Origin of the sequence: Ensifer sp. (assembly GCF_035999185.1) — a bacterium.
Lineage (GTDB): Bacteria > Pseudomonadota > Alphaproteobacteria > Rhizobiales > Rhizobiaceae > Ensifer.
Genome location: NZ_DASYHB010000170.1, coordinates 257,607 through 279,029 on the forward strand (window position 1 = coordinate 257,607; position 21,423 = coordinate 279,029).

A 21,423-nucleotide genomic window follows, 5' to 3' on the forward strand; every position below is an offset into this window, starting at 1 on the left:
GAAGCGGCTGATGCCTTTTTCTCCGGTGTCTCAGGCCCGGCGCGATCCCGGTAGACCAGTCAGGCTGCGCCTGTGACCGTAGGACGCGGGGCACTTGCTTATGCCCAATTCCCTTCCTGGCCGAGGTTGCAGGACGAGGCGAGAAACTATACGGCCTTCGCACCGACTTCTGCGTAAAGGGAATTCATGACTTCGATCGAACCCGTCCACGGGACAATGACGCTTTTGCTCATCGCGGCTGCAGCCGTAGGGCTGCTTCTTCTGCTCATCCTGCGGTTCCGCCTTCATGCCTTCGTGGCGTTGGTCTTGGTGAGCCTGCTCACCGCGCTTGTGACCGGCATCTCATTTAAGGATGTGGTCCCGACGCTGCTGCAGGGCTTCGGTTCGACGCTTGCCTCCGTTGCATTGCTGGTTGGCTTTGGCGCGATGATCGGGCGGATGCTGGAGGTCTCGGGCGGCGCGCAGGTGCTTGCCGACCGGTTGATCGGGCAGTTCGGCCACGATCGCGCGCCAATGGCGCTCGGCGTAGCCTCGCTTCTGTTCGGGTTCCCGATCTTTTTTGACGCCGGCCTCGTCGTCATGCTTCCCATCATCTTCAGCGTTGCCCACCGCTTCGGCGGCTCGGTGCTGCTCTATGCGCTGCCTTCGGCAGGTGCCTTCGCCGTCATGCACGCCTTTCTGCCGCCCCATCCGGGCCCCGTCGCCGCAAGCGAGCTTTTGGGGGCGGATATCGGCCTCCTCGTGCTCGTCGGCCTCGTTGTCGCGTTGCCCACCTGGTATCTCGGCAGCTACCTCTTCGGCCTGTGGGCCGGAAAACGCTTCGAGTTGCCGGTTCCGACCCTTCTCGGGTCCCCGAGCGAGGTTTCGCACGACCAGACGCCACCGACTTTTGCGACTGTCATGCTCGTGCTGCTGCTGCCGCTTGCCTTGATCTTCCTGAACACCGGCCTCGGCACCTTGGCTGCCGCCAAGGTGCTCGACGGGGATGCGCTCTGGGTCAGCGTCCTGCGGATGGCAGGGCAGACACCGGTCGCTCTCCTGATTACTGTCCTTGTCGGCATGTGGGTGCTGAGCGGCCAACGTACGGCCAAGGATATGGAAAAGCTGATGGACGGTGCGCTTGGCCCGATCTGCGGCATCATCCTGGTAACCGGAGCCGGCGGCATGTTCGGCGGCGTGCTGCGCGCAAGCGGTATCGGTCAGGCGCTTGCCGGCAGCTTGGAGGCGATCGGCATGCCGCTGATCGTGGCCGCCTTCCTGATCGCGACCGCCCTTCGCGTGGCGCAAGGTTCGGCCACCGTGGCGCTGACGACGACGGCGGGACTTCTCGCGCCGACCGTGGCTGCGACCACCGGACTGAGCTCCTTCGACTTGTGCTTCCTTGTCATCGCCATCGCCTGCGGCGCGACGGTCCTGAGCCATGTGAACGATTCCGGGTTCTGGCTCGTCGGCCGCTTCCTTCAGATGGACGAACGCACTACCCTGAAAACCTGGACGGTCATGGAAACGCTGCTCGGCGTCATCGGCTTTGCCTTCGCGCTCGTCGGCTGGTGGATACTATGAGCATGGTGTTGCAGCACATTGTGGTGATGGGCGTTTCCGGCAGCGGCAAGACCACGGTCGGGGAGGCGCTTGCCGAAAGGCTCGGTTGGCGCTTCATCGAGGGCGACAGCTTCCATCCGCCAGAGAACGTGGCCAAAATGTCCGCCGGCATTCCACTCGATGACAACGATCGCGGCCCATGGCTGAAAGCCCTTGCGGCAGAGATCGCCAAGGACGAGGCGGCGGGTCGCCCCTCGGTGATCGGGTGCTCGGCCCTGAAACGCGCCTATCGCGACATCCTGCGCAGCGGAGCGCCCCGGGTGCGCTTCGTGCATGTCCACGGCGCCCGCAACGTTCTGGCCGACCGGCTTTCGCACCGCGCAGGACATTTCTTCCCCGCCTCGCTGCTTGAATCCCAGCTTGCCGCCCTTGAGCCTCTGGGCCCGGACGAGGATGGCCTTGTCGTTGACGTTGCTCTTCCGACAGCAGAGCAGGTCGACCTTGCGGTGCGTGGACTAGGCTTCTAGGCAAACCGTCACGCGGCCTAGAGGTTTAGTGCTCGACGCCTGTGCCAGCGTCCGTCAAACTGTTCCGTGCTTAGCAAAAGGGCGCTATCCGCCCTTTTGCTGCGTGCGCCGCGAGGCCAGTTGCGCGCCGACCAGCCCTAGGACGACGATGCCGAGGATCATGGTCGAGACGGCGTTGATCTCGGGTGTGACGCCGAACTTGATCTGCGAGTAGATCTTCATCGGCAGGGTCGATGCACCCGGCCCCGTGGTGAAGCTCGAAATGACGAGATCGTCGAGCGACAGGGTGAAGGACAGGAGCCAAGCAGAGACGATCGCCGGGACCATGTTTGGTAAGGCAACGCTGACGAATGCCTTGGCCGGCGGGCAGCCGAGATCGCGAGCCGCTTCCTCAAGCGAGGCGTCGAGCTCGATGAGCCGCGATTGCAGCACGACGGTTGCGAAGCAGAGCGTAAAGGTGGCGTGCGCCAGGGTGATGGTCAGCGGCCCGCGGTCGATCCCGAGCGTGACGAACATCAGCAGCATCGAGACGGCCATCACCACCTCCGGCATCACCATTGGAGCAAGCAGCATGCCGTTGAGCAATGCCCGGCCGCGGAAGCGCCTGAGCCGCACCATGACGACGGCGGCAAGCATGCCGAGACCGGTGGCAACCGTTGCCGACACGGCCGCGACGAGGAAGCTGACCTTGGCACCCTCGATGATCGAGGGATTGTTGAGAGCCGTCGCGTACCATTGCGTCGAAAACCCGCCCCAGACTGTCACGAGCTTCGAACCGTTGAAGCTGTAGATGACGAGCACGACGATCGGTAGGTAGAGGAAGGCGAGGCCGAACAGGATCGACAGTCGGTTGAACCAGCTTGGTTTCGTCATCGTCTGGCTCCTCAAGTGCGGCTGCGCGACTGGCGCGATTGGAAATAGACGATCGGCACGACCAGGAGCGCCAGGAGCACGATGGTCACGGCGGCGGCCATCGGCCAGTCGCGGTTGTTGAAGAATTCGAGCCAGATGGCACGGCCGATCATCTGCGTGTCGGCACCGCCGAGCAGATCCGGGATCACGAATTCGCCGACGACCGGAATGAAGACCAGCGCGCAACCGGCAGCCACGCCGGACAGGCTCAAGGGGAATGTGACCCGCCAGAAGGCGGAAACTCTGGAGCAGCCAAGGTCGCGTGCCGCCTCGATCAATGTCCGGTCGGCGCTCGCGAGCGTAGAATAGATCGGCAGTACCATGAAGGGCAGGTAGGTGTAGACGATGCCGATATAGATCGCGGTTTCGGTGTTGAGGATGCGCAGCGGCTCGCTGATGAGGCCGACCTTCAACAGAAAAGCGTTCAAAAGACCGTCGTTCCTGAGAATGCTCATCCAGGAATAGACGCGGATCAACATCGAGCTCCAGAACGGCACGATCACCAGGAAGACGAGGAGCGAACGGGAGGACGGCGCGCAGGAGGCAATGCCGTAGGCGAGCGGATAGGCGATCAGCAGCATGACCGCTGTCGAGATCGCCGCGATTTTCAGGCTCGTCAGGTAGGCCAGGAGATAGGTGTCGTCGGTCAGGACGTAGAGGAAGTTCTCGAAGTTGAGCCTCAGGCTCAGGATCGACCCGTCCCAGGCGGTCAACGGCTCGAACGGCGGCATGCCGAGGCGCACCGTCGACAGGCTGATGACGGCAACGAGCGCGAAGGGTGCCAGGAACAGGACGAGAAGCCAGGCATAGGGAATGGCGATCAGAAGGCGGCTGCCCCAGTTCGCGCTTTCAGATGTGGTCGTGACGGCAGACATGTCGACCCCCTATTCGGCCAGCAGGCGGCTTGCCTGCGGTGACCAGCTCGCAAACACCCGGTCGCCGACGCCAAGGTCGCTCTCGCAGCCATGGTTGACCCGGCGCGCGTCGAGCGTTGCGCCCGACGTCAGCCGAACCCGGTAATGCCGCTCGACGCCGGTATAGGTGAGTTGCTCGACAGTGCCTTCGAGGCCGGCGCCCGAGGTCGCGAGCTGTACCCGTTCGGGGCGGACGGAGACCCAGAACGGCGCATCGAGCGCGATCCTGTCGGTGAAGGCAGCATGCACGCGCCCGCCCGCTTCGCCGCTGTCGATCTGCAGTTCGTCGCCGTTGCGCTCAGCCCGACCGCCGGCAAAAACGTTGGTCTCGCCAAGGAATTTCGCGACATAGCGCGACTGCGGCGTTTCATAGACTTCCAGGGGCGAGCCGACCTGCAGCACCTGGCCCTGTTTCATGATGGCGATGCGGCTGGAAACGGTCATTGCCTCATGCTGGTCATGGGTCACGATGATGAAGGTGAGGCCGAGTTCGCGCTGCAGGCGGACGAGTTCGAGCTGGGTCTCGGTGCGCAGATTCTTGTCGAGCGCGCCGAGCGGCTCGTCGAGCAACAGCACCTTCGGTCGTTTGACGAGGGCACGGGCCAGCGCCACGCGCTGGCGCTGACCGCCGGAAAGCTGCGCCGGCTTGCGGTCGAGCAGCGCGGTGAGCTGCAGTTTCTCGGCGACGTCGTCGATGCGCTTCTTGATCTCGGGCTTGGCCAGACCATCCTGCTGCAGCCCGAAGGCGATGTTCCTGCCGACCGTCAGGTGCGGAAACAACGCATAGGACTGGAACATCATGTTGGTTGGACGGCGATGGGCCGGGACGTCTGTGATGTCGGCCCCCTCCAACTTGATGGCGCCTGATGTCGGCGTCTCGAAGCCGGCGATCATCCGCAGCAGCGTCGACTTTCCACAGCCGGAGGGGCCAAGGAGCGAGAAGAATTCGCCCTTGCCGATACCAAGGTTGATGTTGTTGACGGCGCTGACGACGCCATAGGACTTCGCCAGGTTCTCGATCGAAATATAGGAGTGCACGGGGTCTGGTCCTGCTGTTGACGGTTCGTCTATTGGCCGGCTCGGAAGGCCGACCAGACGCGGGTGCGCTCGCGCGTCTGACGCGGCGGCAGCGACTTGTCGACGAAGAGCTTGGAGCGGACGTCGGCAGGCGGGTAGATGTTCGGGTTGTCGCGGATCGCCGCATCAACCTCTGCGGTCGCCGCTGCGTTCGCGTTGGCGTAGAAGACATGGTTGCTGATCGCAGCGACGGTCTTCGGCTCAAGGATGTAATCGATGAAGGCGAGCGCCTGATCGGCGTCGGGCGCGTCTGCCGGGATCGCCATCGTGTCGAAGGAGATGATCGTGCCTTCCTTGGGGATGGAATAGTCGACGGCAACGCCGGTCTCTGCTTCCTCGGCGCGGGCAGCGGCAATGCCGGCGTCGCCGCTCCACATCAGCGCCAGGCAAAGCTGGCCAGAGGCCATGTCGGCCACCAGTTGGCCGCTCTGCATGTGGCGGATGAAGGGACGCAGCTTCAGCAGCAGTTCCTTCGCCTTGTCGAGATCATCAGGCTTGGTGGAGTAGGGGTCGAGGCCGAGATAGTTGAGCGCGATCGGGATCACCTCGTTCGGCGCATCGACGATGCCGATGCCGCAATCCTGAAACTTCGCGGCGACCTCGGGCTTGAAGAACATGTCGAGGCTGTTGACCGGTGCGTTGGGCAGCCGCTCGCTGACGAGTTTCGCGTTGTAGGCGACGCCGGTCGTCAGCCACATGTAGGGGATGAGATATTTGTTGTCCGGGTCATGTTCGGCGACAAGTTTCAGCAGCTCCTTGTCGAGGTTGCCGTAGTTCTTCAGGCTTGCTGGATCAATCGGCTTCAGCGCGCCGGACTGGATCAGGCGTTCGCCGACAGTCGCGCTCGGAAAGGCGACATCGAAGCCGCTGCCGCCGGCAAGCAGCCGGGTTTCGAGCACCTCGAGGGAATCGTAGAAGTCGACCCGCGTCTCGACACCGCTGCGTGCCTGGAAGTTCGAGACCGTGTCTTCGGCGAAGTAGTCGGAGAAATTGTAGATGAAGAGCTTGTCTTCGGCCCGGGCGGTCGTTGAGACGGCGATGGCCGCGAGCGACGCGGCAAATATGGAGCGCAGGGCGGTGCGAGTTAAGTTTTGCATGGTTCCTCCCAAGGACGGCCTGTTTTTGTTTTCGCCAAAGTGATTGGCGGCTCCCGCGAGGGCAACACTCCCTTTGGCTAGGTGCGGCAGGCCAGCAGTCGTCGTACATGGCAATCGACGCCCGCCTGCGCTGTTCGGACATGTTGGTTTGATGGCGATCGAAGTAACATTCGATCGTTGGGCATTTCTCGGCCTGCAGCGCCTGATAGGGTTCCGGCGAAATCAAAAGGGAGAGCTTCCATGGATGAGACATTCAACCAGCCGCTCGGCGGCAACGACATGCCCCGCTTCGGCGGCCCGGGCACGATGATGCGCCTGCCGACGGCGACGTCGGCTTCGGGTCTCGATGCCTGCTTCGTCGGCATCCCCATGGATATCGGCGCGTCCAACCGCTCCGGCACGCGCTACGGACCGCGCCAGATCCGCGCCGAGTCCGTGATGATCCGCCCGTACAACATGGCGACCGGGGCAGCCCCATTCGAGAGCCTGCAGGTGGCTGACATTGGCGATATCGCCATCAACACCTTCAACCTGCCGGCCAACATGGAGATCATCACCCGCAACATCGCTGAGATCCTCAAGCACGACTGCATTCCGCTGACGCTCGGCGGTGATCATACGATCAGCTATCCGATCCTGAAGGCGATTGCCGAAAAGCACGGGCCTGTCGCGCTCATCCATGTCGACGCCCACGCGGATATCAACGACACGATGTTCGGCGAGAAGATCGCACATGGAACGCCGTTCCGCCGCGCCTTCGAGGACGGCTGCCTCAACCCGAACCTCGTGTTCCAGATCGGCCTGCGCGGCACCGGTTATGCGTCAGACGATTTCGACTGGTCGCGCGACAAGGGCTTCACCGTCGTCCCGGCCGAGGAGTGCTGGCACAAGTCGCTGGCGCCGCTGATCGAAGGCATCCGTGCGAAGATCGGCAGCCACAAGACCTATCTGACCTTCGATATCGACAGTCTCGACCCGGCCTATGCTCCGGGCACCGGCACGCCCGAAATCGGTGGCCTCACCGTCATCCAGGCACTCGAAATCATCCGCGGCTGCCGCGGTCTCAATCTGGTCGGCGCCGATCTCGTCGAGGTGAGCCCACCGTTCGATACAACGGGAACGACGGCGATCACGGCCGCGAACCTGCTCTACGAAATGCTCTGCGTACTGCCGGGCGTCAAGTACAAGCGCTAGCCCGAAGAAGGCCGGCAATCGGCATGATGGAAGGCTCGACGGGCATCCATCATGCCTGCACTTTTTCGGCGCGGGCGCCTCCAGGCAAAGGGCGGGAGGCTTAGCGGTAGTTCCGCCAACCGGCGAGGTAGTAGTCGAGCAGCACGGGACGATCGAGCGTATTGATCTCGACGCCGCTTGCGACGATGTCCTTCTCGAACAGGAAGTGCTTCGCCACATTGGCCTGATCGAGGTAGCGTGTGGAAACGCCGAGCGCCACGCGTGACGTATCGAGCGGCGTATCGCTTGCCAGCACGAAACCCCAATCGCCGAACGAGGGTACGTTGGCGTGGTAGGGATAGAGGTTGCCGAAGCCGGCCGCTTCGACGGTCCTGGCGATGCTCGCGAACGCCTTCGGCGCGAAGTACGGGCTCGTCGCCTGGGTCACGAACAATCCGCCCGGCACGAGATTGTTGCGAACCAGCCGATAGAATTGCTTGCTGTAAAGCCGGGCGAGCCCGCTGTTGTTCGGATCCGGCAGGTCGGCGACGATGTAGTCGAAGGGCTGGCGATTGTCTTGCAGGAAGCCGAAGGCATCCGCGAGCACGACCTTGACCTTCTCCGATTGCAGCGCGCCGCCGTTGAGCGCCAGGATCTGCGGGTTGGTGCTGGCCAATTGGATCATGGCCGGGTCGAGATCGACCAGCACGATCTCCTTGATACCAGGATATTTCAGCAGTTCTCGCGCCGCCAGGCCATCGCCCGCGCCGAGAAGGAGCACGCGAGTGGCGGGCCTTGGGCTCAGCGACAGCGGGATGTGAACGAGGGCCTCGTGATAGCGGTATTCGTCGATCGACGAGAACTGCAGATTGCCGTCGAGATAGAGCCTCAGGTCGTCCCGGTCGCGCGTGGCGACAATGCGCTGATACCGCGATTGCTCGCTGTAGATGATGCGGTCCTCGTAAAGGCTCTGGTCCCAGCGATCGAGGAACGTGTGCGACAGCGCGATCAGTGCCACCAAGAGTGCCGTCAGGATCAGCGTCAGGCGCATCAGCGGCCGGGACCTCTCGCCGATCTCGTCCGCAAAGACTTTCAAGATGGCGAAGCCGATCGACATGTTGGCGAAGCCGAAGAGCAACGACGACTGGTAGACGCCAAAGAAGGGCAGCAGGAAGAACGGGAAGGAAATCGTCGCGATCAAGGCGCCGAAATAGTCGAAGGAGAGAATGTTGGCGATGTTCACCTTGAGCTGGCTGTAGCGCTCCATCAGCCGCGTCAGGAACGGAATCTCCAGCCCGATGAGGACGCCGATTACGACCGTGAAAAACAGGTAGAAATGAATGAAGAAGCTGGTCCAGGCATAGGAGAAGTAGAGCACGGGAATGCTGACGCCGCCGAGAAACGCCAGCGCCAGTTCGATCTGCACGAAGCGGACCAGGATGTCCTTCTCGATGTATTTCGAAAGGTACGTGCCGACCCCCATCGACGCCATGTAGATGCCGATGGTCAGCGAGAAGAACTTGACGCTGTCGCCGAGGAAGTAGGAGGCGGTGGTGGCGATCAGCAGTTCGTAGATGATCGAGCAAAGCCCGGAGATGAAGGCGCAGAAGACCAGCGTCAGGGATTGCCTGGCGCTGCCGCTTGCCTGTGCCTGGTCGTCAACCTTGCTCACTTGCCGCTTTCCGGTCCGCCACCCAGCCGGTTGGTGCCGTCGACGCTGCCGGCGCGGTTGTTCGGGTCATGAAAGGTTTCAGGGCCACCCCAATACCAACGGGATGCGCGGGCGTGAGAGCCGCCGTGGCCGGAATAGCCGTAGCCATCGAGTGCGAAGTAGAAGAGGACGAGATAGATCGCACTCAAGATCGTCGCCGTTGCATACACCACGCGCCTGGTCGCATCGTTCATTTGAAGCCCCTCGCTGCGATCCGGACGATTGTCCGGTTGGCAATTTCGTTGAGAACGATGCCGATCAGCAGCGTCAGGACGCCGAAAATCAGGTGAGGGATACTGCTGCCATAGACCCGGTGGATGGCGACGGTGACGTAATTCGGCGCGACGGCGCCCTGCGTCTTGATGTTGAGGTAGTATTGGCCTGCCGAGGGAACCGTAAGCTTCATCTCGTAGGTTTCATCGGCCTCGGCCCAAGAGCCATCGCTGTCCCAACCGGTCTCGTGCCAAAGCTCCTGGCCGAAGGAAAACAAGTAGTCCCTTTCAGCGTCGAGCAGCTCGGCCTCGACGAAAGACCACCTGTTCACCTGGACGTCGGCAGCCACTGTTACACGGAAAACCTCGTTGGCCTTGGTAACGGAAAACGGTCCGATCAGCCCGAAGTTCTGCGTCGGAACCTGTTCTCCGGCCTCCTGCGGTTCATCTGTCGCTGCCACGCTTGCCGCAGGATTTGGCGGACCCGCGAAGATCTTTTCCGATTGCCAGCTAAAGACCCAGGCCGTGAACAGGCCAAGGAGGCCGAAGACCAGATAGACGGACGCGATCCGGCCATAGTCGAGACCGGACGGGTCCGCTCGTGTGCCACGCTTGTTAGATTGCCCGGGGAGCACCTTCGACATGCCAGCCGTCCGACTAAAGCAGAAATGCAAGAACGGCGGCGAAGGCGATGGCACTCGTCGCTTCCAGGATGCCCGCACCGACGTTCCGGTCGTCGCGGATTTCCCGCGCCAGCGATTGGCCTGGGATGACCAGGCGATCGACCACCAGCCGAATGACCGGAAGGAAGATGAAGGCGATCAGGTTTGCCAGGCCGAACTGTGCCAGGTCGCTTTTCCAGTCGATGAAATTGCCGGCTGCGGCATTCATCACGATGATCGCGAGCGCGATGATGTGGCCGCCGAAAGCGATGCCTGCAGCCGTGTTCCGGTTCTGCAACTGTTCGTGAATGTCGTAGGGCGACAATCTCTCGTAGACGAAGCCGAAGACGAGCAGCGAGATCTGGCCAAGGATAAAGAAAACGATGGCGGAAACGACGCCGCCGCCTTCCCCCGATACGGCGCCGGCCGCGATGAGACCAGTTGCCAGATAGATGCCGAAATGCGCCGCGCCGACCCCGGCATTCTTTTCCTGAATAAGTTGCTTCGTGTCGCAGAACTTTCTGAGGATCGCGAGGTCGGCGAACCAGCCGCTGAAATTGAGCATCACCAGCCCGAGCAAAGCATAGCCGCCCACGGCAATGAGATCTTCTCGCAGGCCGTTGGAGGGGCCGATAAGGGCCGCGCAATAGATGACCGCCGTCGCCAGATAGTAGCCGCTGGTCGCCAGCGCCACGGCGTGATTGTCCTTGGTCGCGAGCTCGTGGTCGATGTCATAGGGCCGCAACACCCCCTTCAGCCATTTCGAAAGCAGGAACAGCACGAGGTAGAGAAGGATGAACGCCGGCGCTCGCGCCACGTCATCGAGAACGAAATTCCTGAGGTCCATCGAAGGCTCGTTGTATCGTACGCTATGAAAAATCGAAGCTAGGCTTATGGGGCTTCGGCGCTTCGTTCAAGGGGGTGGTACAACCCTTGCTCGAAATATCCGCGCGCAGCCCTCTTGCGACGGTCGTGATTTCGAAACGTGCCGGATTGAACCTTTGCCGAAGCGGCGCGACTGCTTTCTCGGGGTCGCAGCCTCCGCAAACGAAAATGTCGAGCGCGGCGTAGCCGTTCTCCGGCCAGGTGTGGATGCTGATATGGGATTCCGCCAGGAGCGCCACTCCGGTCACGCCACCTTCGCCACCGAACTGATGCAGGCGCATGTCAAGCAGCGTCGCACCACAGGCGTCGGCGGCTTCCCGCAAGGCAGCGTCGATGCCATCCTTGTCACCGAGGCCGCTCGCTCCCCAAAAGTCCAAGAGAAGGTGCGTCCCGGCCGGACGATACCCATTGTCGTTTGCGGTCATGCCTGGGGACCTTTGAGGTGGGCAGGTTTTGAGAAGTCGATCGCGGCGCGGCTTCGCGCCGGATCAGCCCTTTGCGGGCCTGAGGCGACCCCAGATCGGCGCGACGACATTGCCCATGACGACGATGGTCACGGCCCCGACGACGATGGCAAGCAAGGCCTGGAGCGCCGAGGTCGTCAACCAGCCGACCAGACCCGGTGCGAAGGCGAGCGCATGAGCGACCGTTTCGGATAGATCGTGGATCAGGTGTTCCGGTCCGGCCTTGCCGAGTTGCGCCATGCCGTGCACGAGAATGCTGCCGCCGACCCAGAGCATGGCCGCGGTGCCGATTGAGGCAAGAATTTTCAGGAACACCGGCATGCCGAAAACGAGGCCGCGGCCGAAGAGCCGCAGGGCGGAGAGCGGGTTCTTTGCCAGCGCGACGCCGGCATCGTCGGCTTTGACGATCAGCGCGACGGCGCCGTAGACTGCGAGCGTGATCAGGATGCCGACGCTGGCGAGAACCGCGCCCTGCATGTAGATGCCGGCATCGGCGATCATTGACAACGTCAGCGCCATGATCTCGGCGGAAAGGATGAAGTCGGTGCGGATGGCGCCGGAAACCTTCTCGTTTTCAAGTGCCACCGGATCGCTCTTTTCGCCGAGGACCGCTTCCTCATGGGCGTGCGCCGCATGCGGGAAAACGGCGCCATACAACTTCTCGGCACCCTCGTAGCACAGATAGATGCCGCCAAGCATGAGCAGCGGGGTGATCGCCCAGGGCGCGAAATAGCCGAGCAGCAGCGCGCCGGGTAAAAGGAAGAGCAGCTTGTTTTTCAAGGAGCCGACGGCGATCCGGGCGATGATCGGCAACTCCCTTTCCGGCGTCAGGCCCACCACATAGCGCGGGGTCACGGCAGCATCGTCGATCACGACGCCCGCCGCCTTGACGCTGGCCTTGGCGGTTTGGGCGGCAACGTCGTCCAGCGAGGCGGCCGCCATTTTGGCGATGGCTGCAACGTCGTCGAGGAGGGCGATAAGACCGGTGGCCATGAACTGCTAACCCTTTGAGAATCCGAAAAGCTCATCGCGAGTAACCACCATAGCGTGTCGAGTCAACGGTCGTTGCATCGGCAATATCGGCGCGGAGCGGTTCGCGGTTTTTGCGAACCGTCTGGCGGTCTCAAATCGTGATCGCCCGAACCAACCTTTGCCGTTGACCGCTGTCCCATTTCGATTTACGACTGACGAAATACAAAATTCGTCAGTCGTAAATCGAAAGACAAACGATGCCTGTGAGCAACGATACCGTCGTGGACCAGACGCGGCAGGACAACATCACGCGTATCCTCGATGCGGCCGAGGGACTGTTCCGGTATTTCGGCTACAGCAAGACCAATGTTGCCGACATTGCCCGCGAGCTCGGCATGTCGCCGGCCAACATCTACAGGTTCTTCGCCTCCAAGACCGAGATCCACCAGGCGCTGTGCGCGCGCATGCTCGCTGCAAGTTACCAGCTTGCCCAGGAAATCTGCCGCCAGCCCGTCAGCGCGAGCGAGCGCCTGCGTCGCTACGTGCATGCGCAACATCAGATGACCGTCGAGCTCATGCTCGACAATACGAAGGTGCACGAGATGGTGGTCGTCGCCATCGAACGAGAATGGCACGTGATCGACAAGCATATCGACAGGATCGACGCGCTTCTTGCCGATGTCATTCGTGAGGGGATAGCGAGCGGCGAATTCCCGGAGCAGGACGCAGATACGGCGTCGCGCTGTTTTGGCGCCGCGACGGTCACGCTCTGTCATCCACAGATGGTTGCCCAATGTCTGAGCAAGTCGAACCGTGCGAGCCCGGAAGAACTGATCGAATTCGCCATCAAGGCGCTGAAGATTTAGCCGGGATGCTTCCGATGCTGCGCGACGGCATCGGCCTATTTTTTAGGAGTGCGAATATGTTTATGCCTTTTGAAATTGGTCGTCATCGTTCGTTTTTTGCCACTGTTGCTTTGCTTTCAACCCTTTCGATGGCACTGGCCGGCTGCTCCGAAGAAAAGGCCGACACCTCCGACGTCGTGCGCCCGGTCAAGGTTGTCGAGATCGCAGCGGCTGACAATGTGCGCCAGCTCAGCTATTCCGGTTCCGTTCGGGCGCGCACCGAAATGAACCTCGGTTTTCGCGTCAGCGGCAAAATCGTCGAGCGGGCCGTCAATGTCGGCGATCGGGTCAAGGTCGGCGATCTGCTCGCCCGCGTCGATGCGACCGACTATGAACTCGCAGTGCGCAGCGCGTCCGCCAACCTGGACGCGGCCGAGCGCCAGGTCGAGACGGTCAAGCTCGTGCGCGATCGTGCCGAGCAACTGCTGGCGCGGAAGTTTGCCTCCCAGGCCCAGTTCGATCAATCGGTGCTGAGCTACAACCAGGCGATCGCCACGCGCGACGCGGCGAAGTCGGCGCTGTCCCAGGCGAAAAACCAGGTGACCTATACCAGCCTCGTCGCCGACCGGCCCGGCATCGTGACCACGATCAATGCCGACGTCGGCCAGGTCGTCGGTTCGGGCACGCCTGTCGCCAGCGTTGCCGTGGAAGGCGAAAAGGAAGTCCAGATCGCCGTGCCCGAAACCGAGATTGCCAGTTTCAAGGCAGGTTTGGGGGTCAAGGTCGGGCTCTGGGCCGACGCGGGACTGTCGCTTGACGGCACTGTACGTGAGGTGGCCGGCAGCGCCGACCAGCAGTCGCGCACCTTCTCCGTGCGCGTCAGCCTGCCGAACAATCCGCGCGTCCTGCTTGGCATGACGGCGAGCGTCGAGGCGTCGGCCGGCAACGGTGCGTCCTTCGTGTCCGTGCCGCTGAGCGCGCTGGCGGAGAAGGACGGCTACCCGATCGTCTGGGTGGTTGATCGCGGCACGGAACTCGTCCGCAGCCGCCCGGTCACGCTTGCCGATTTCACCGGTGACGGCGTCAGGGTCACGGACGGCCTTGCTGTCGGCGATCTCGTCGTTGCCGCAGGAACGCAGTTCATGACGGATGATCTCAAGGTCACGATCTCCAACGACGCCACGCACCAGTCCGCCGCAGCCGGCGAAACCAGCATCGTGCGCTGACAGCCCAGAAAACCCCGCGGGACCGATCCGATGACCACCTCCTCCTCTGACGAAAAGCGGCCTTTCAACCTTTCGCGCTGGGCAATCGCGCATCCGAGCATGGCGCGCTTCCTGTTCGGTCTCATCATTCTTGCCGGTGTCTTCGGCCTGATGCGCATGGGTCAGAAGGAGGATCCGGATTTCACCTTCCGCGTCATGGTCGTGCAGGCCTTCTGGCCGGGCGCCTCGATCGAGGAGATGCAGGATCAGGTCGTCAACAAAATCGAGCGCAAGCTGCAGGAAACGCCGCATCTCGATTTCGTGCGCTCCTACACCCGCGCCGGCAGCGCCATCATCACGCTGCAGGTCGAAGGCGATACGAACGCCCAGCAGGTGGCGGATGCCTTCTATCAGGTCCGCAAGAAGGTCGGCGACATCGCGAGCGAGCTGCCGGAAGGCTTGCTCGGCCCCTATTTCAACGACGAGTTCGGCGACACGTTCATCACGCTCAACTCGCTGAGCGGTGAGGGATACAGCTATCCGGAACTGAAGAAGTTCGCGATCCAGGCCCGTGACATGCTGTTGACGACGCCCGGCGTCGAGAAGGCGGTCATCATCGGCGACCAGCCGGAGAAGATCTATATCGATGTCTCCTCCAAGGCCCTGGCTGAGCGTGGCCTGACGCTGAACGACCTGCGCAGCACGATCGCCGGCCAGAACAACATCGACCCTGCCGGTGCCATCGACACAGGCGCGCGCTCGGTGCGCATCTCGGTCGAAGGCAGCCTGGACAAGGTGGAGGATCTGAAGAACCTGAGGCTTCGGGCCGGCGGCCAGATCACCCGGCTCGGCGATATCGCCACGGTCAGTTCCGGGCTTGAGGACCCCTATCAGCGCAAGTTCCGCTTCAATGGCCAGGACAGCGTGCAGATCGGCGTCGTCATGGCCAAGGGCTTCAAGGTGACGGATGTCGGCAAGGCGGTCGAGGAGACCTATCAGCGTTTTGAAGAATCCTTGCCCTATGGCGTCAAGGTCGACCAGATTTCCAACCAGCCGGAAGTCGTGACGGAGGCCGTCGGCGAATTCATGAAGGCGCTCGGCGAGGCGCTTGCGATCGTGCTCGTCGTGTCGTTCCTGTCGATCGGCTGGCGCTCGGGCCTGGTGATCGCGATCACCATTCCGCTCGTACTCGCCGCCACCTTCGCCATCATGTACGAGCTCGGCATCGATCTGCAGCGCATTTCGCTCGGCGCACTCATTATCGCGCTCGGGCTTCTGGTCGACGACGCCATGATCGTCGTCGAGATGATGGAACGAAAGCTCGAAGAAGGGCTCGTCAAGGTCGAGGCTGCAAGCTTTGCCTATACTTCCACCGCCTTTCCGATGCTGACGGGAACGCTGATCACCACGGCCGGCTTCATCCCGGTCGGCTTTGCCGCGTCCACAGCCGGCGAATATGTGCGCTCGCTGTTCTACGTGGTCGGCATCGCGCTCGTCGTTTCCTGGTTCGTCGCCGTCTATTTCACCCCATGGCTCGGCAACATGCTCCTGAAACAGCGCAGCCACGCGGGCAACCATCATGACGTCTTCGACACGCGCTTCTATCGGAACCTGCGCGCCACGGTCACCTGGGCCGTGCGCCACCGCGTCATCGTTCTGTCGACAACGCTGGTGATTTTCTTCGTCAGCCTCTGGGCCTTCCAGTTCATTCCGAAGAACTTCTTCCCGCAGTCGTCGCGGCCGGAAATCCTCGTCGATCTGTGGCTGCCCGAAGGCACCAGCATCAAGGAGGTCGAAAAGCAGGCCAAGGCCCTCGAGGCCCGGATGATGGACGACGAGGACAAGCGCTTCATCGCCACCTATATCGGCGAAGGCGCGCCACGCTTCTTCCTGCCGCTCGACCAGCAACTACGCAATCCGAACTTCGCCCAGCTGCTTGTCATGGCCAAGGACGAGCCGGCGCGCGAGCGGCTGATTGCCAAGATGCGCGCGATCCTTGCCGCCGACTTCCCGTCGATCCGGTCGAAGGTCGACCGCCTGTTCCTCGGTCCGCCGACCGGTTGGCCGGTGCAAATGCGCGTCATGGGACCGGATCGCGACGAGGTCAGGCGCATCGCCGACCGGGTGAAGGCGAAGTTCCATGAGAACCCGCAATTGGGCGCCGTTCACGACGACTGGCTGGAGCCGGTGCCGGGCATGAAACTGGTGATCGACCAGGATCGCGCCCGCGCGCTTGGCGTCACCTCGCAGCGTATCCGCCAGATGCTGCAGGCGAGCGTCACCGGAGCACCGCTCGACAATTTCCGCGACGGCGAAGAGACGGTGGCCATCGTCGCCCGAGAGCCGGCCGACAGCCGCAAGCTCTTAAGCTCCGTCGACTCCATCCTGATCCCGACCGACTTCGGCGGTTTCGTGCCACTCTCGCAGGTCGCCAAGATCGTGCCGGTGCTCGAACAGGGGATAGAATGGCGTCGCGACCGACTGCCGACGATCACGGTGCGCGGCACCCTGCCTGACGGCGTGCAGCCGAACGACGTGGCGATGAAGATGTTCGGCGACATGCAGTCGCTGCGCGACAGCCTGCCTGCCGGCTACTCGATCGGCATCCAGGGCGGGGCGGAAGATTCCGCCGAGAGCCAGGCCTCGATCGCAGCCAAGGCGCCGATCATGCTCGGCGTGATCGTCATCCTGCTGATGGTGCAGCTGCAGCACTTCGGCAAGGCGATGCTGGTTCTTGCCACCGGACCGCTTGGCATCATCGGTGCGGCGGCGGCACTCCTGATCAGCGGTGCGCCCTTCGGCTTCGTCGCGATCCTCGGCGTCATTGCGTTGCTCGGCATCATCATGCGCAACTCGATCATTCTCGTCGACCAGATCGACCAGGACATTGCCGCCGGCATGGATCGTGCCGAGGCGATCATCGGATCGGCCGTCCGGCGCTTCCGCCCGATCACGCTGACGGCGCTGACGGCGGTGCTGGCGCTGATCCCGATCTCCCGCGGCGTCTTCTGGGGCCCACTCGCCTACGCCATGATGGGCGGCATTCTGGTCGCGACCGTGCTGACCATTCTGGTGCTGCCCGCTGGCTACGCGCTTTTCTTCGGGCGTGAGCCGAAGAAGGGGACAACGGAGCCGGTCGAAGTCGAGGCGAAGGCTAATGACAAGACAACCATTGTTCCCTATCCGCCGGCCGTTGCAGCGGAATAGACCTCGAACTGTCCCGCGCCGGGTGACAGGCCCTTTGGCATAAACGGGCTTGGCCGAGATTGGCCCGGCTCGGGAATTGGTATCTCGCTTTATCTATGGGGCGCCATTCCCATCCAAACGGGTCCGTCGGCCTGTCCGAAACGCGCGCGCGACCGAGCCTCCGGATTGCCGGGTAAGCTCTCGATGGGCGTCGGGTCGCATTCGGTTCCGCCGTTGCCACGACGCAATCAGGCGGACAAGGGGTCGCACTGTGGTGCCGTGGGCGGGGCCCCATCCCCGCAGACCTGAAACCTGCGCGGTGACGACACACAACATCTAATAGGCGTCATCGACGACCGAAAACCATTCGTAAATGGTTAACCGATTGGCAAAAAACACACAATTCTGAGGATTGCTCGCTGTGCTGTCCTGCACGATCCTCTGTGCGCGGCTGGGCGAGTGCGCCGTTCGGCGTTTGCCGGGGCCGTGGTTGTGGTGGGAACGGCTTGAATGATCCTAAATCATCGCGTCACGCGCATTTCGGTTGGTCTGTTGCTCCTGGTGCTCGCAGTTGTGGTGCTGCTGCCGGGCCTGACGGGCTTTACGAGCCTCGATGGCACAGTCAACGCGCGCTTCGCAGCAATCAACGCGCCCATTGACGGCGAGATCGGCCAGGCGCCGCCGCGGATCGGGACGCCTGTTGCGGAAGGGGAGACCCTGCTGACCATCGGCAACGAACGGGTCAATCGGGCAATTCTTGCCTCCTTGCATGCTGAATCGAAGACAGCGACCGATCGGGTCATCGCGCTCGAAAGGGAACGCAATGAACTGATTGCGCTCCGCGATCAACTTGCCGAGCGGCTCGAAGTATTCAAGACGGCGACAATAGCCAGCGTCGAACGAGAGCTTCGCATCCTGCAAAAGCGGGTTGAGGTCTCGCGTGCCCAGGACTCCGCCGCGAAGGTCGATCTCGACCGGCGTCAGGAACTGGAGGCGAAGGGGATTTTTGCACGCAAGATGGTGGAGGCGGCCGAAGCCGCAGGCGCTGCGACCGGCGGAGAAGTCGAGATCAGCCATCTGTCGCTGGAACTGCTCGAGCAGCGCCTGGCAGCGTTGCGCCAAGGGATCTTTGTCGTTGGCGATGGCCAGAACGATGTGCCCTATTCGCGTCAGCGCCAGGACGAAGTGATCGTGCGGATCAACGATCTCAACACCCGCATCGCTGAAAACAGGACACGTGCCGACGAGACCAAGCGCCAAATGCTTGAGGAGCAGAAACGCGTTCGCAGTCTTGAACTTGCAGACATCGCTTCACCCTTCGGTGGGGTCGTCTGGAGCCGCAACGTCGTCAACGGCTCCAATGTCATCCTCAACAACGAACTGATGCGCATCCTCGACTGTCGCGAACTCTTCGTCGATATCCTCGTTCCCGAAGTCGATTACGACGAGATCTATCCGGGGCGCGAGGCGGAGATTCGTCTCCTCGGGCGCAGCGAAGTCTTCAAAGGGAAAGTGCAGGCGGTCAAAGGCTCTTCTGCTGTTGTCGAAAAGGATAACCTTGCCGCCAAGGAACCGGAGGCCGACGAACGCGACGCCCAGATCCGCATTCAGCTCCTGCCGTCCGCCCTCAATTCGGACTTTGGCAATTTTTGTCAGGTGGGCCGGACGGCGCAGGTGCGCATCTCCAAGCATAGTTTCCAACTGGCACGGTGGATCAAGGGTCTGTGGTTCAACCTCTTCTAGCGCTGGCGCCCACGCTTCTGGTGATCGCCTTCTTCCTGCTCGGGCCGTCAAACTGGTCGCGGCATCAAAGCTGGGCGCGAGCCATCACCTGCGCCGTGGTCGGTGCCGTCGCGCTGCGCTACATGCTTTGGCGCTTCACCGAAACCGTGCTCCCCTATCCTGCTGATGGCGCCAACGTCTATTGGGTCTGGCTCGTCTTCATCATCGAGTTGCTTGCCTTTACCGAGGTTGTGCTGTTCCTCATTCTGATGAGCCGTTATGTCGATCGCAGCGCCGAGGCCGATCGCCTCGGAAAGGCGTTCTTCTCCCGTGATCAACACGACCTGCCGACCGTCGACATCTTCATTCCCACGTATAACGAGCCACTTGATGTGCTGGAGCGCACGATCGTCGGAGCCCTGGCGCTCGACTATCCGAAGGACAAGTTCAGAGTTTACGTCCTCGACGATGGCCGGCGTGAATGGCTGAAGGAATTTTGTGCGGAGCGGGGCGCGACCCACGTTACGCGGCCCGATAACGCGCATGCGAAGGCCGGTAATATGAACAGCGGGCTGCGAGCGAGCTCGGGTGACTTCATTGCCATTTTCGACGCGGACTTCGTGCCCTATCGCCACTTTCTCAAGCGTACCTTGCCGTTCTTCTCCGACGAGGCGATCGGCATCGTTCAGACGCCGCAGCATTTCTTCAACGTAGACCCGGTCCAGTCCAACCTCGGCCTGGAAAACATCTGGCCGGACGAACAGCGGCTTTTCTTCGACGAGATCGCACCGAGCCGCGACGTCTGGGACGTCAGCTTCTGCTGCGGCTCCTGCTCCATCGCCCGCCGCAAGGCGGTCGATGCAATCGGCGGGTTCCCAACGGAATCGATCACCGAAGATCTGCTCACGACGCTGTCGATGCTCAACAAGGGTTACAAGACCCGTTACCTCAACGAGCGCCTGTCGATGGGGCTGGCGGCCGAAAACCTTACCGGCTATTTCGTGCAGCGCGAGCGCTGGTGCCAGGGCGGCATCCAGACGCTCTTTCTTCACAATGGACCCTTGCGCGGGCCGGGCCTCACGCTCTTCCAGCGCATCATGTTCCTTCCCATGTCCTGGCTGGTGCAATACGTCGTCCGCCTGATCGTCCTGATCGTTCCAATCGCTTATCTGTGGTTTGGCGCATTGCCGTTGCATTTCACCGGCATTGCCGACTACGTCTCGAACCAGCTCCCCGTTCTGGCCGCATATTTCCTTTTGATGCTCTGGATCACGCCGACACGCTACCTACCGGTGGTTTCCAGCGCCGTTGGTACGTTTGCGACCTTCCGCATGCTGCCGACGGTCGTCTCCAGCCTGGTGCGACCGTTCGGCAAACCGTTCAAGGTCACGCCCAAGGGCAGCAGCAACGATGCGAACACCTTCGACGCTTACACCTTCACCTGGATTGCCGGCTTCATTGCGGTCACGGCTCTCGGTCTTCTGATCAATCTCGTTCCGGAGACGGCGCGGGTCCAAGGGTCGTTCTCGGCCATAGGCGCTGTCTGGTCAGGCATCAACATCGTCGTTCTCGTTATTGCCTCGCTCATCTGTTTCGAAAAGCCGCGCCGTCTGTTCCAGGCTTTCAAGCTGGACGAGCCTGCCAATGTCGATGGCACGCCGGGCCGCGTTGTCAGCCTCTCGCTCGACAAGGCCGTCGTGGCGGTGGCCAATGAGGCGCGCTTCCAATCGACCCAGGTGACGCTGAGACTTGACGGCTTCGAACCCATTCGCGCGGAATTCAGGCATGTCACGCAGCGGCGCGGCGACATCACCCGCTCCGGCGACGAGCGGCGTTACTACCTGCATCTCTACTACGACCTCAGCGGCGCCGAGCGCGACAGGATGATCGTCAAGCTCTACACCGGCCGCTATTCTCAAGACATTCCCGATATCGACAAGGTCGCCGTCTCGGTGAACCTGTTGCTTCGCGCCTTCGGGCGCACGCGCACCGTCTCATAAAGGCAGGCAGGGCACTGCGGTATTGTGACCGCATGCGGGAAACTCGATCGGTCGCGGCAAACCCGCGACGGTCGCCCTTTTGAGGTTGTGCGTCAGGGGCTCTCCGCTCAGCGGGGGAGTCCCGGCGCTTTCGGCGGTATCCATGACGGCGTGATTCTGCCCGCCACACACGCGACCAGCAACCTTTCGGACCCGGTCGAGACCGCCTGCATGCCCCATCAGATCGCATTTTTTGAAAGTGGTATTCGACTTCCAAATACCACTTGGCGGTTCTCGTAATAACTTTAGCCAGGGCGAAAAGACCCCGATTGACAGCG

At 62.1% G+C, this 21,423-nt stretch carries 18 protein-coding genes; 8 read left to right on the plus strand and 10 right to left on the minus strand.

All coding sequences use genetic code 11. The features are described from left to right. Positions 1 to 186: 186 nt before the first annotated feature. Both VGO04_RS22595 and VGO04_RS22600 read left to right on the plus strand, forming a co-directional pair. Complete coding sequence (locus tag VGO04_RS22595; protein ID WP_327498190.1) at positions 187 to 1,563, plus strand: GntP family permease; 1,377 nt, start codon at positions 187 to 189, stop codon at positions 1,561 to 1,563. A gap of 2 nt (positions 1,564 to 1,565) precedes the next feature. Then, positions 1,566 to 2,069 carry a gluconokinase gene (locus tag VGO04_RS22600; RefSeq protein WP_327498191.1) on the plus strand — a complete coding sequence of 168 codons (504 nt, stop codon included), beginning with the start codon at positions 1,566 to 1,568 and terminating at the stop codon, positions 2,067 to 2,069. Between the two features lie 84 nt (positions 2,070 to 2,153). Here the strand turns inward: VGO04_RS22600 and VGO04_RS22605 are convergent, their stop codons facing one another. Genes VGO04_RS22605 through VGO04_RS22620 form a run of 4 tightly spaced genes read right to left on the minus strand, consistent with a single transcriptional unit; the run spans position 2,154 to position 6,069 of the window. After that, positions 2,154 to 2,942, minus strand: a complete 789-nt coding sequence (locus VGO04_RS22605) for an ABC transporter permease (protein ID WP_327498192.1) — start codon at positions 2,940 to 2,942, stop codon at positions 2,154 to 2,156. A gap of 11 nt (positions 2,943 to 2,953) precedes the next feature. Next, positions 2,954 to 3,856, minus strand: coding sequence for an ABC transporter permease subunit (locus VGO04_RS22610; RefSeq protein WP_327498193.1), 903 nt, complete (start codon positions 3,854 to 3,856; stop codon positions 2,954 to 2,956). Between the two features lie 9 nt (positions 3,857 to 3,865). After that, positions 3,866 to 4,933, minus strand: coding sequence for an ABC transporter ATP-binding protein (locus tag VGO04_RS22615; RefSeq protein ID WP_327498194.1), 1,068 nt, complete (start codon positions 4,931 to 4,933; stop codon positions 3,866 to 3,868). Between the two features lie 29 nt (positions 4,934 to 4,962). Beyond that, the gene (locus tag VGO04_RS22620; protein WP_327498195.1) at positions 4,963 to 6,069 is read right to left on the minus strand and encodes an extracellular solute-binding protein; all 1,107 of its coding nucleotides are present in this window, start codon (positions 6,067 to 6,069) and stop codon (positions 4,963 to 4,965) included. 240 nt (positions 6,070 to 6,309) lie between these two features. Here VGO04_RS22620 and speB point away from each other — a divergent pair, with 240 nt between their 5' ends. Further along, complete coding sequence (gene speB, locus VGO04_RS22625; RefSeq protein WP_327498196.1) at positions 6,310 to 7,263, plus strand: agmatinase; 954 nt, start codon at positions 6,310 to 6,312, stop codon at positions 7,261 to 7,263. Positions 7,264 to 7,363: 100 nt separating this feature from the next. Here speB and VGO04_RS22630 read toward each other — a convergent pair whose 3' ends face one another. The 6 genes from VGO04_RS22630 to VGO04_RS22655 all read right to left on the minus strand — a co-directional run bounded on the left by VGO04_RS22630 (position 7,364) and on the right by VGO04_RS22655 (position 12,169). Further along, positions 7,364 to 8,914: a polyamine aminopropyltransferase gene (locus VGO04_RS22630; RefSeq protein ID WP_327498197.1), complete on the minus strand. Its 1,551-nt coding sequence runs from the start codon at positions 8,912 to 8,914 to the stop codon at positions 7,364 to 7,366. Further along, a complete protein-coding gene (locus tag VGO04_RS22635; protein ID WP_327498198.1) occupies positions 8,911 to 9,147 on the minus strand; it encodes a hypothetical protein in 237 nt (78 codons plus the stop codon). Before VGO04_RS22635 ends, VGO04_RS22630 begins: the two co-directional genes overlap by 4 nt. Next, positions 9,144 to 9,809 carry a hypothetical protein gene (locus VGO04_RS22640; RefSeq protein ID WP_327498199.1) on the minus strand — a complete coding sequence of 222 codons (666 nt, stop codon included), beginning with the start codon at positions 9,807 to 9,809 and terminating at the stop codon, positions 9,144 to 9,146. Before VGO04_RS22640 ends, VGO04_RS22635 begins: the two co-directional genes overlap by 4 nt. Positions 9,810 to 9,822: 13 nt before the next feature. Next, positions 9,823 to 10,674 carry a DUF350 domain-containing protein gene (locus tag VGO04_RS22645; protein WP_327498200.1) on the minus strand — a complete coding sequence of 284 codons (852 nt, stop codon included), beginning with the start codon at positions 10,672 to 10,674 and terminating at the stop codon, positions 9,823 to 9,825. Positions 10,675 to 10,696: 22 nt separating this feature from the next. Continuing rightward, on the minus strand, positions 10,697 to 11,137 hold the full coding sequence (gene speD / locus VGO04_RS22650; protein ID WP_327498201.1) for an adenosylmethionine decarboxylase: 441 nt from the start codon (positions 11,135 to 11,137) through the stop codon (positions 10,697 to 10,699). 63 nt (positions 11,138 to 11,200) lie between these two features. Beyond that, entirely contained in the window at positions 11,201 to 12,169 is a 969-nt protein-coding gene (locus VGO04_RS22655) for a DUF808 domain-containing protein (RefSeq protein ID WP_327498202.1), read from the minus strand. Positions 12,170 to 12,405: 236 nt separating this feature from the next. Between VGO04_RS22655 and VGO04_RS22660 the strand changes: the two genes are divergently transcribed. From VGO04_RS22660 to VGO04_RS22680, 5 genes are all read left to right on the plus strand, one after another. Continuing rightward, entirely contained in the window at positions 12,406 to 13,014 is a 609-nt protein-coding gene (locus VGO04_RS22660) for a TetR family transcriptional regulator (RefSeq protein WP_327498203.1), read from the plus strand. 56 nt (positions 13,015 to 13,070) lie between these two features. Then, positions 13,071 to 14,219 carry an efflux RND transporter periplasmic adaptor subunit gene (locus VGO04_RS22665; protein WP_414650586.1) on the plus strand — a complete coding sequence of 383 codons (1,149 nt, stop codon included), beginning with the start codon at positions 13,071 to 13,073 and terminating at the stop codon, positions 14,217 to 14,219. Positions 14,220 to 14,249: 30 nt separating this feature from the next. Then, positions 14,250 to 17,405 carry an efflux RND transporter permease subunit gene (locus VGO04_RS22670; protein WP_327498204.1) on the plus strand — a complete coding sequence of 1,052 codons (3,156 nt, stop codon included), beginning with the start codon at positions 14,250 to 14,252 and terminating at the stop codon, positions 17,403 to 17,405. Between the two features lie 489 nt (positions 17,406 to 17,894). Then, entirely contained in the window at positions 17,895 to 19,127 is a 1,233-nt protein-coding gene (locus VGO04_RS22675) for an HlyD family efflux transporter periplasmic adaptor subunit (protein ID WP_327498205.1), read from the plus strand. Next, on the plus strand, positions 19,109 to 21,106 hold the full coding sequence (locus VGO04_RS22680; protein WP_327498206.1) for a glycosyltransferase: 1,998 nt from the start codon (positions 19,109 to 19,111) through the stop codon (positions 21,104 to 21,106). Before VGO04_RS22675 ends, VGO04_RS22680 begins: the two co-directional genes overlap by 19 nt. The last annotated feature ends 317 nt before the right edge of the window (positions 21,107 to 21,423 follow it).

Excerpts from the sequence above, each read along its gene's own strand:
- VGO04_RS22595 (WP_327498190.1), top strand. The coding sequence starts at position 187 with ATGACTTCGATCGAACCCGTCCACGGGACAATGACGCTTTTGCTCATC.
- VGO04_RS22600 (WP_327498191.1), top strand. The coding sequence starts at position 1,566 with ATGGTGTTGCAGCACATTGTGGTGATGGGCGTTTCCGGCAGCGGCAAG.
- VGO04_RS22605 (WP_327498192.1), bottom strand. The coding sequence starts at position 2,942 with ATGACGAAACCAAGCTGGTTCAACCGACTGTCGATCCTGTTCGGCCTC.
- VGO04_RS22610 (WP_327498193.1), bottom strand. The coding sequence starts at position 3,856 with ATGTCTGCCGTCACGACCACATCTGAAAGCGCGAACTGGGGCAGCCGC.
- VGO04_RS22620 (WP_327498195.1), bottom strand. The coding sequence starts at position 6,069 with ATGCAAAACTTAACTCGCACCGCCCTGCGCTCCATATTTGCCGCGTCG.
- speB (WP_327498196.1), top strand. The coding sequence starts at position 6,310 with ATGGATGAGACATTCAACCAGCCGCTCGGCGGCAACGACATGCCCCGC.
- VGO04_RS22635 (WP_327498198.1), bottom strand. The coding sequence starts at position 9,147 with ATGAACGATGCGACCAGGCGCGTGGTGTATGCAACGGCGACGATCTTG.
- VGO04_RS22640 (WP_327498199.1), bottom strand. The coding sequence starts at position 9,809 with ATGTCGAAGGTGCTCCCCGGGCAATCTAACAAGCGTGGCACACGAGCG.
- VGO04_RS22645 (WP_327498200.1), bottom strand. The coding sequence starts at position 10,674 with ATGGACCTCAGGAATTTCGTTCTCGATGACGTGGCGCGAGCGCCGGCG.
- speD (WP_327498201.1), bottom strand. The coding sequence starts at position 11,137 with ATGACCGCAAACGACAATGGGTATCGTCCGGCCGGGACGCACCTTCTC.
- VGO04_RS22655 (WP_327498202.1), bottom strand. The coding sequence starts at position 12,169 with ATGGCCACCGGTCTTATCGCCCTCCTCGACGACGTTGCAGCCATCGCC.
- VGO04_RS22660 (WP_327498203.1), top strand. The coding sequence starts at position 12,406 with ATGCCTGTGAGCAACGATACCGTCGTGGACCAGACGCGGCAGGACAAC.
- VGO04_RS22665 (WP_414650586.1), top strand. The coding sequence starts at position 13,071 with ATGTTTATGCCTTTTGAAATTGGTCGTCATCGTTCGTTTTTTGCCACT.
- VGO04_RS22670 (WP_327498204.1), top strand. The coding sequence starts at position 14,250 with ATGACCACCTCCTCCTCTGACGAAAAGCGGCCTTTCAACCTTTCGCGC.
- VGO04_RS22675 (WP_327498205.1), top strand. The coding sequence starts at position 17,895 with ATGATCCTAAATCATCGCGTCACGCGCATTTCGGTTGGTCTGTTGCTC.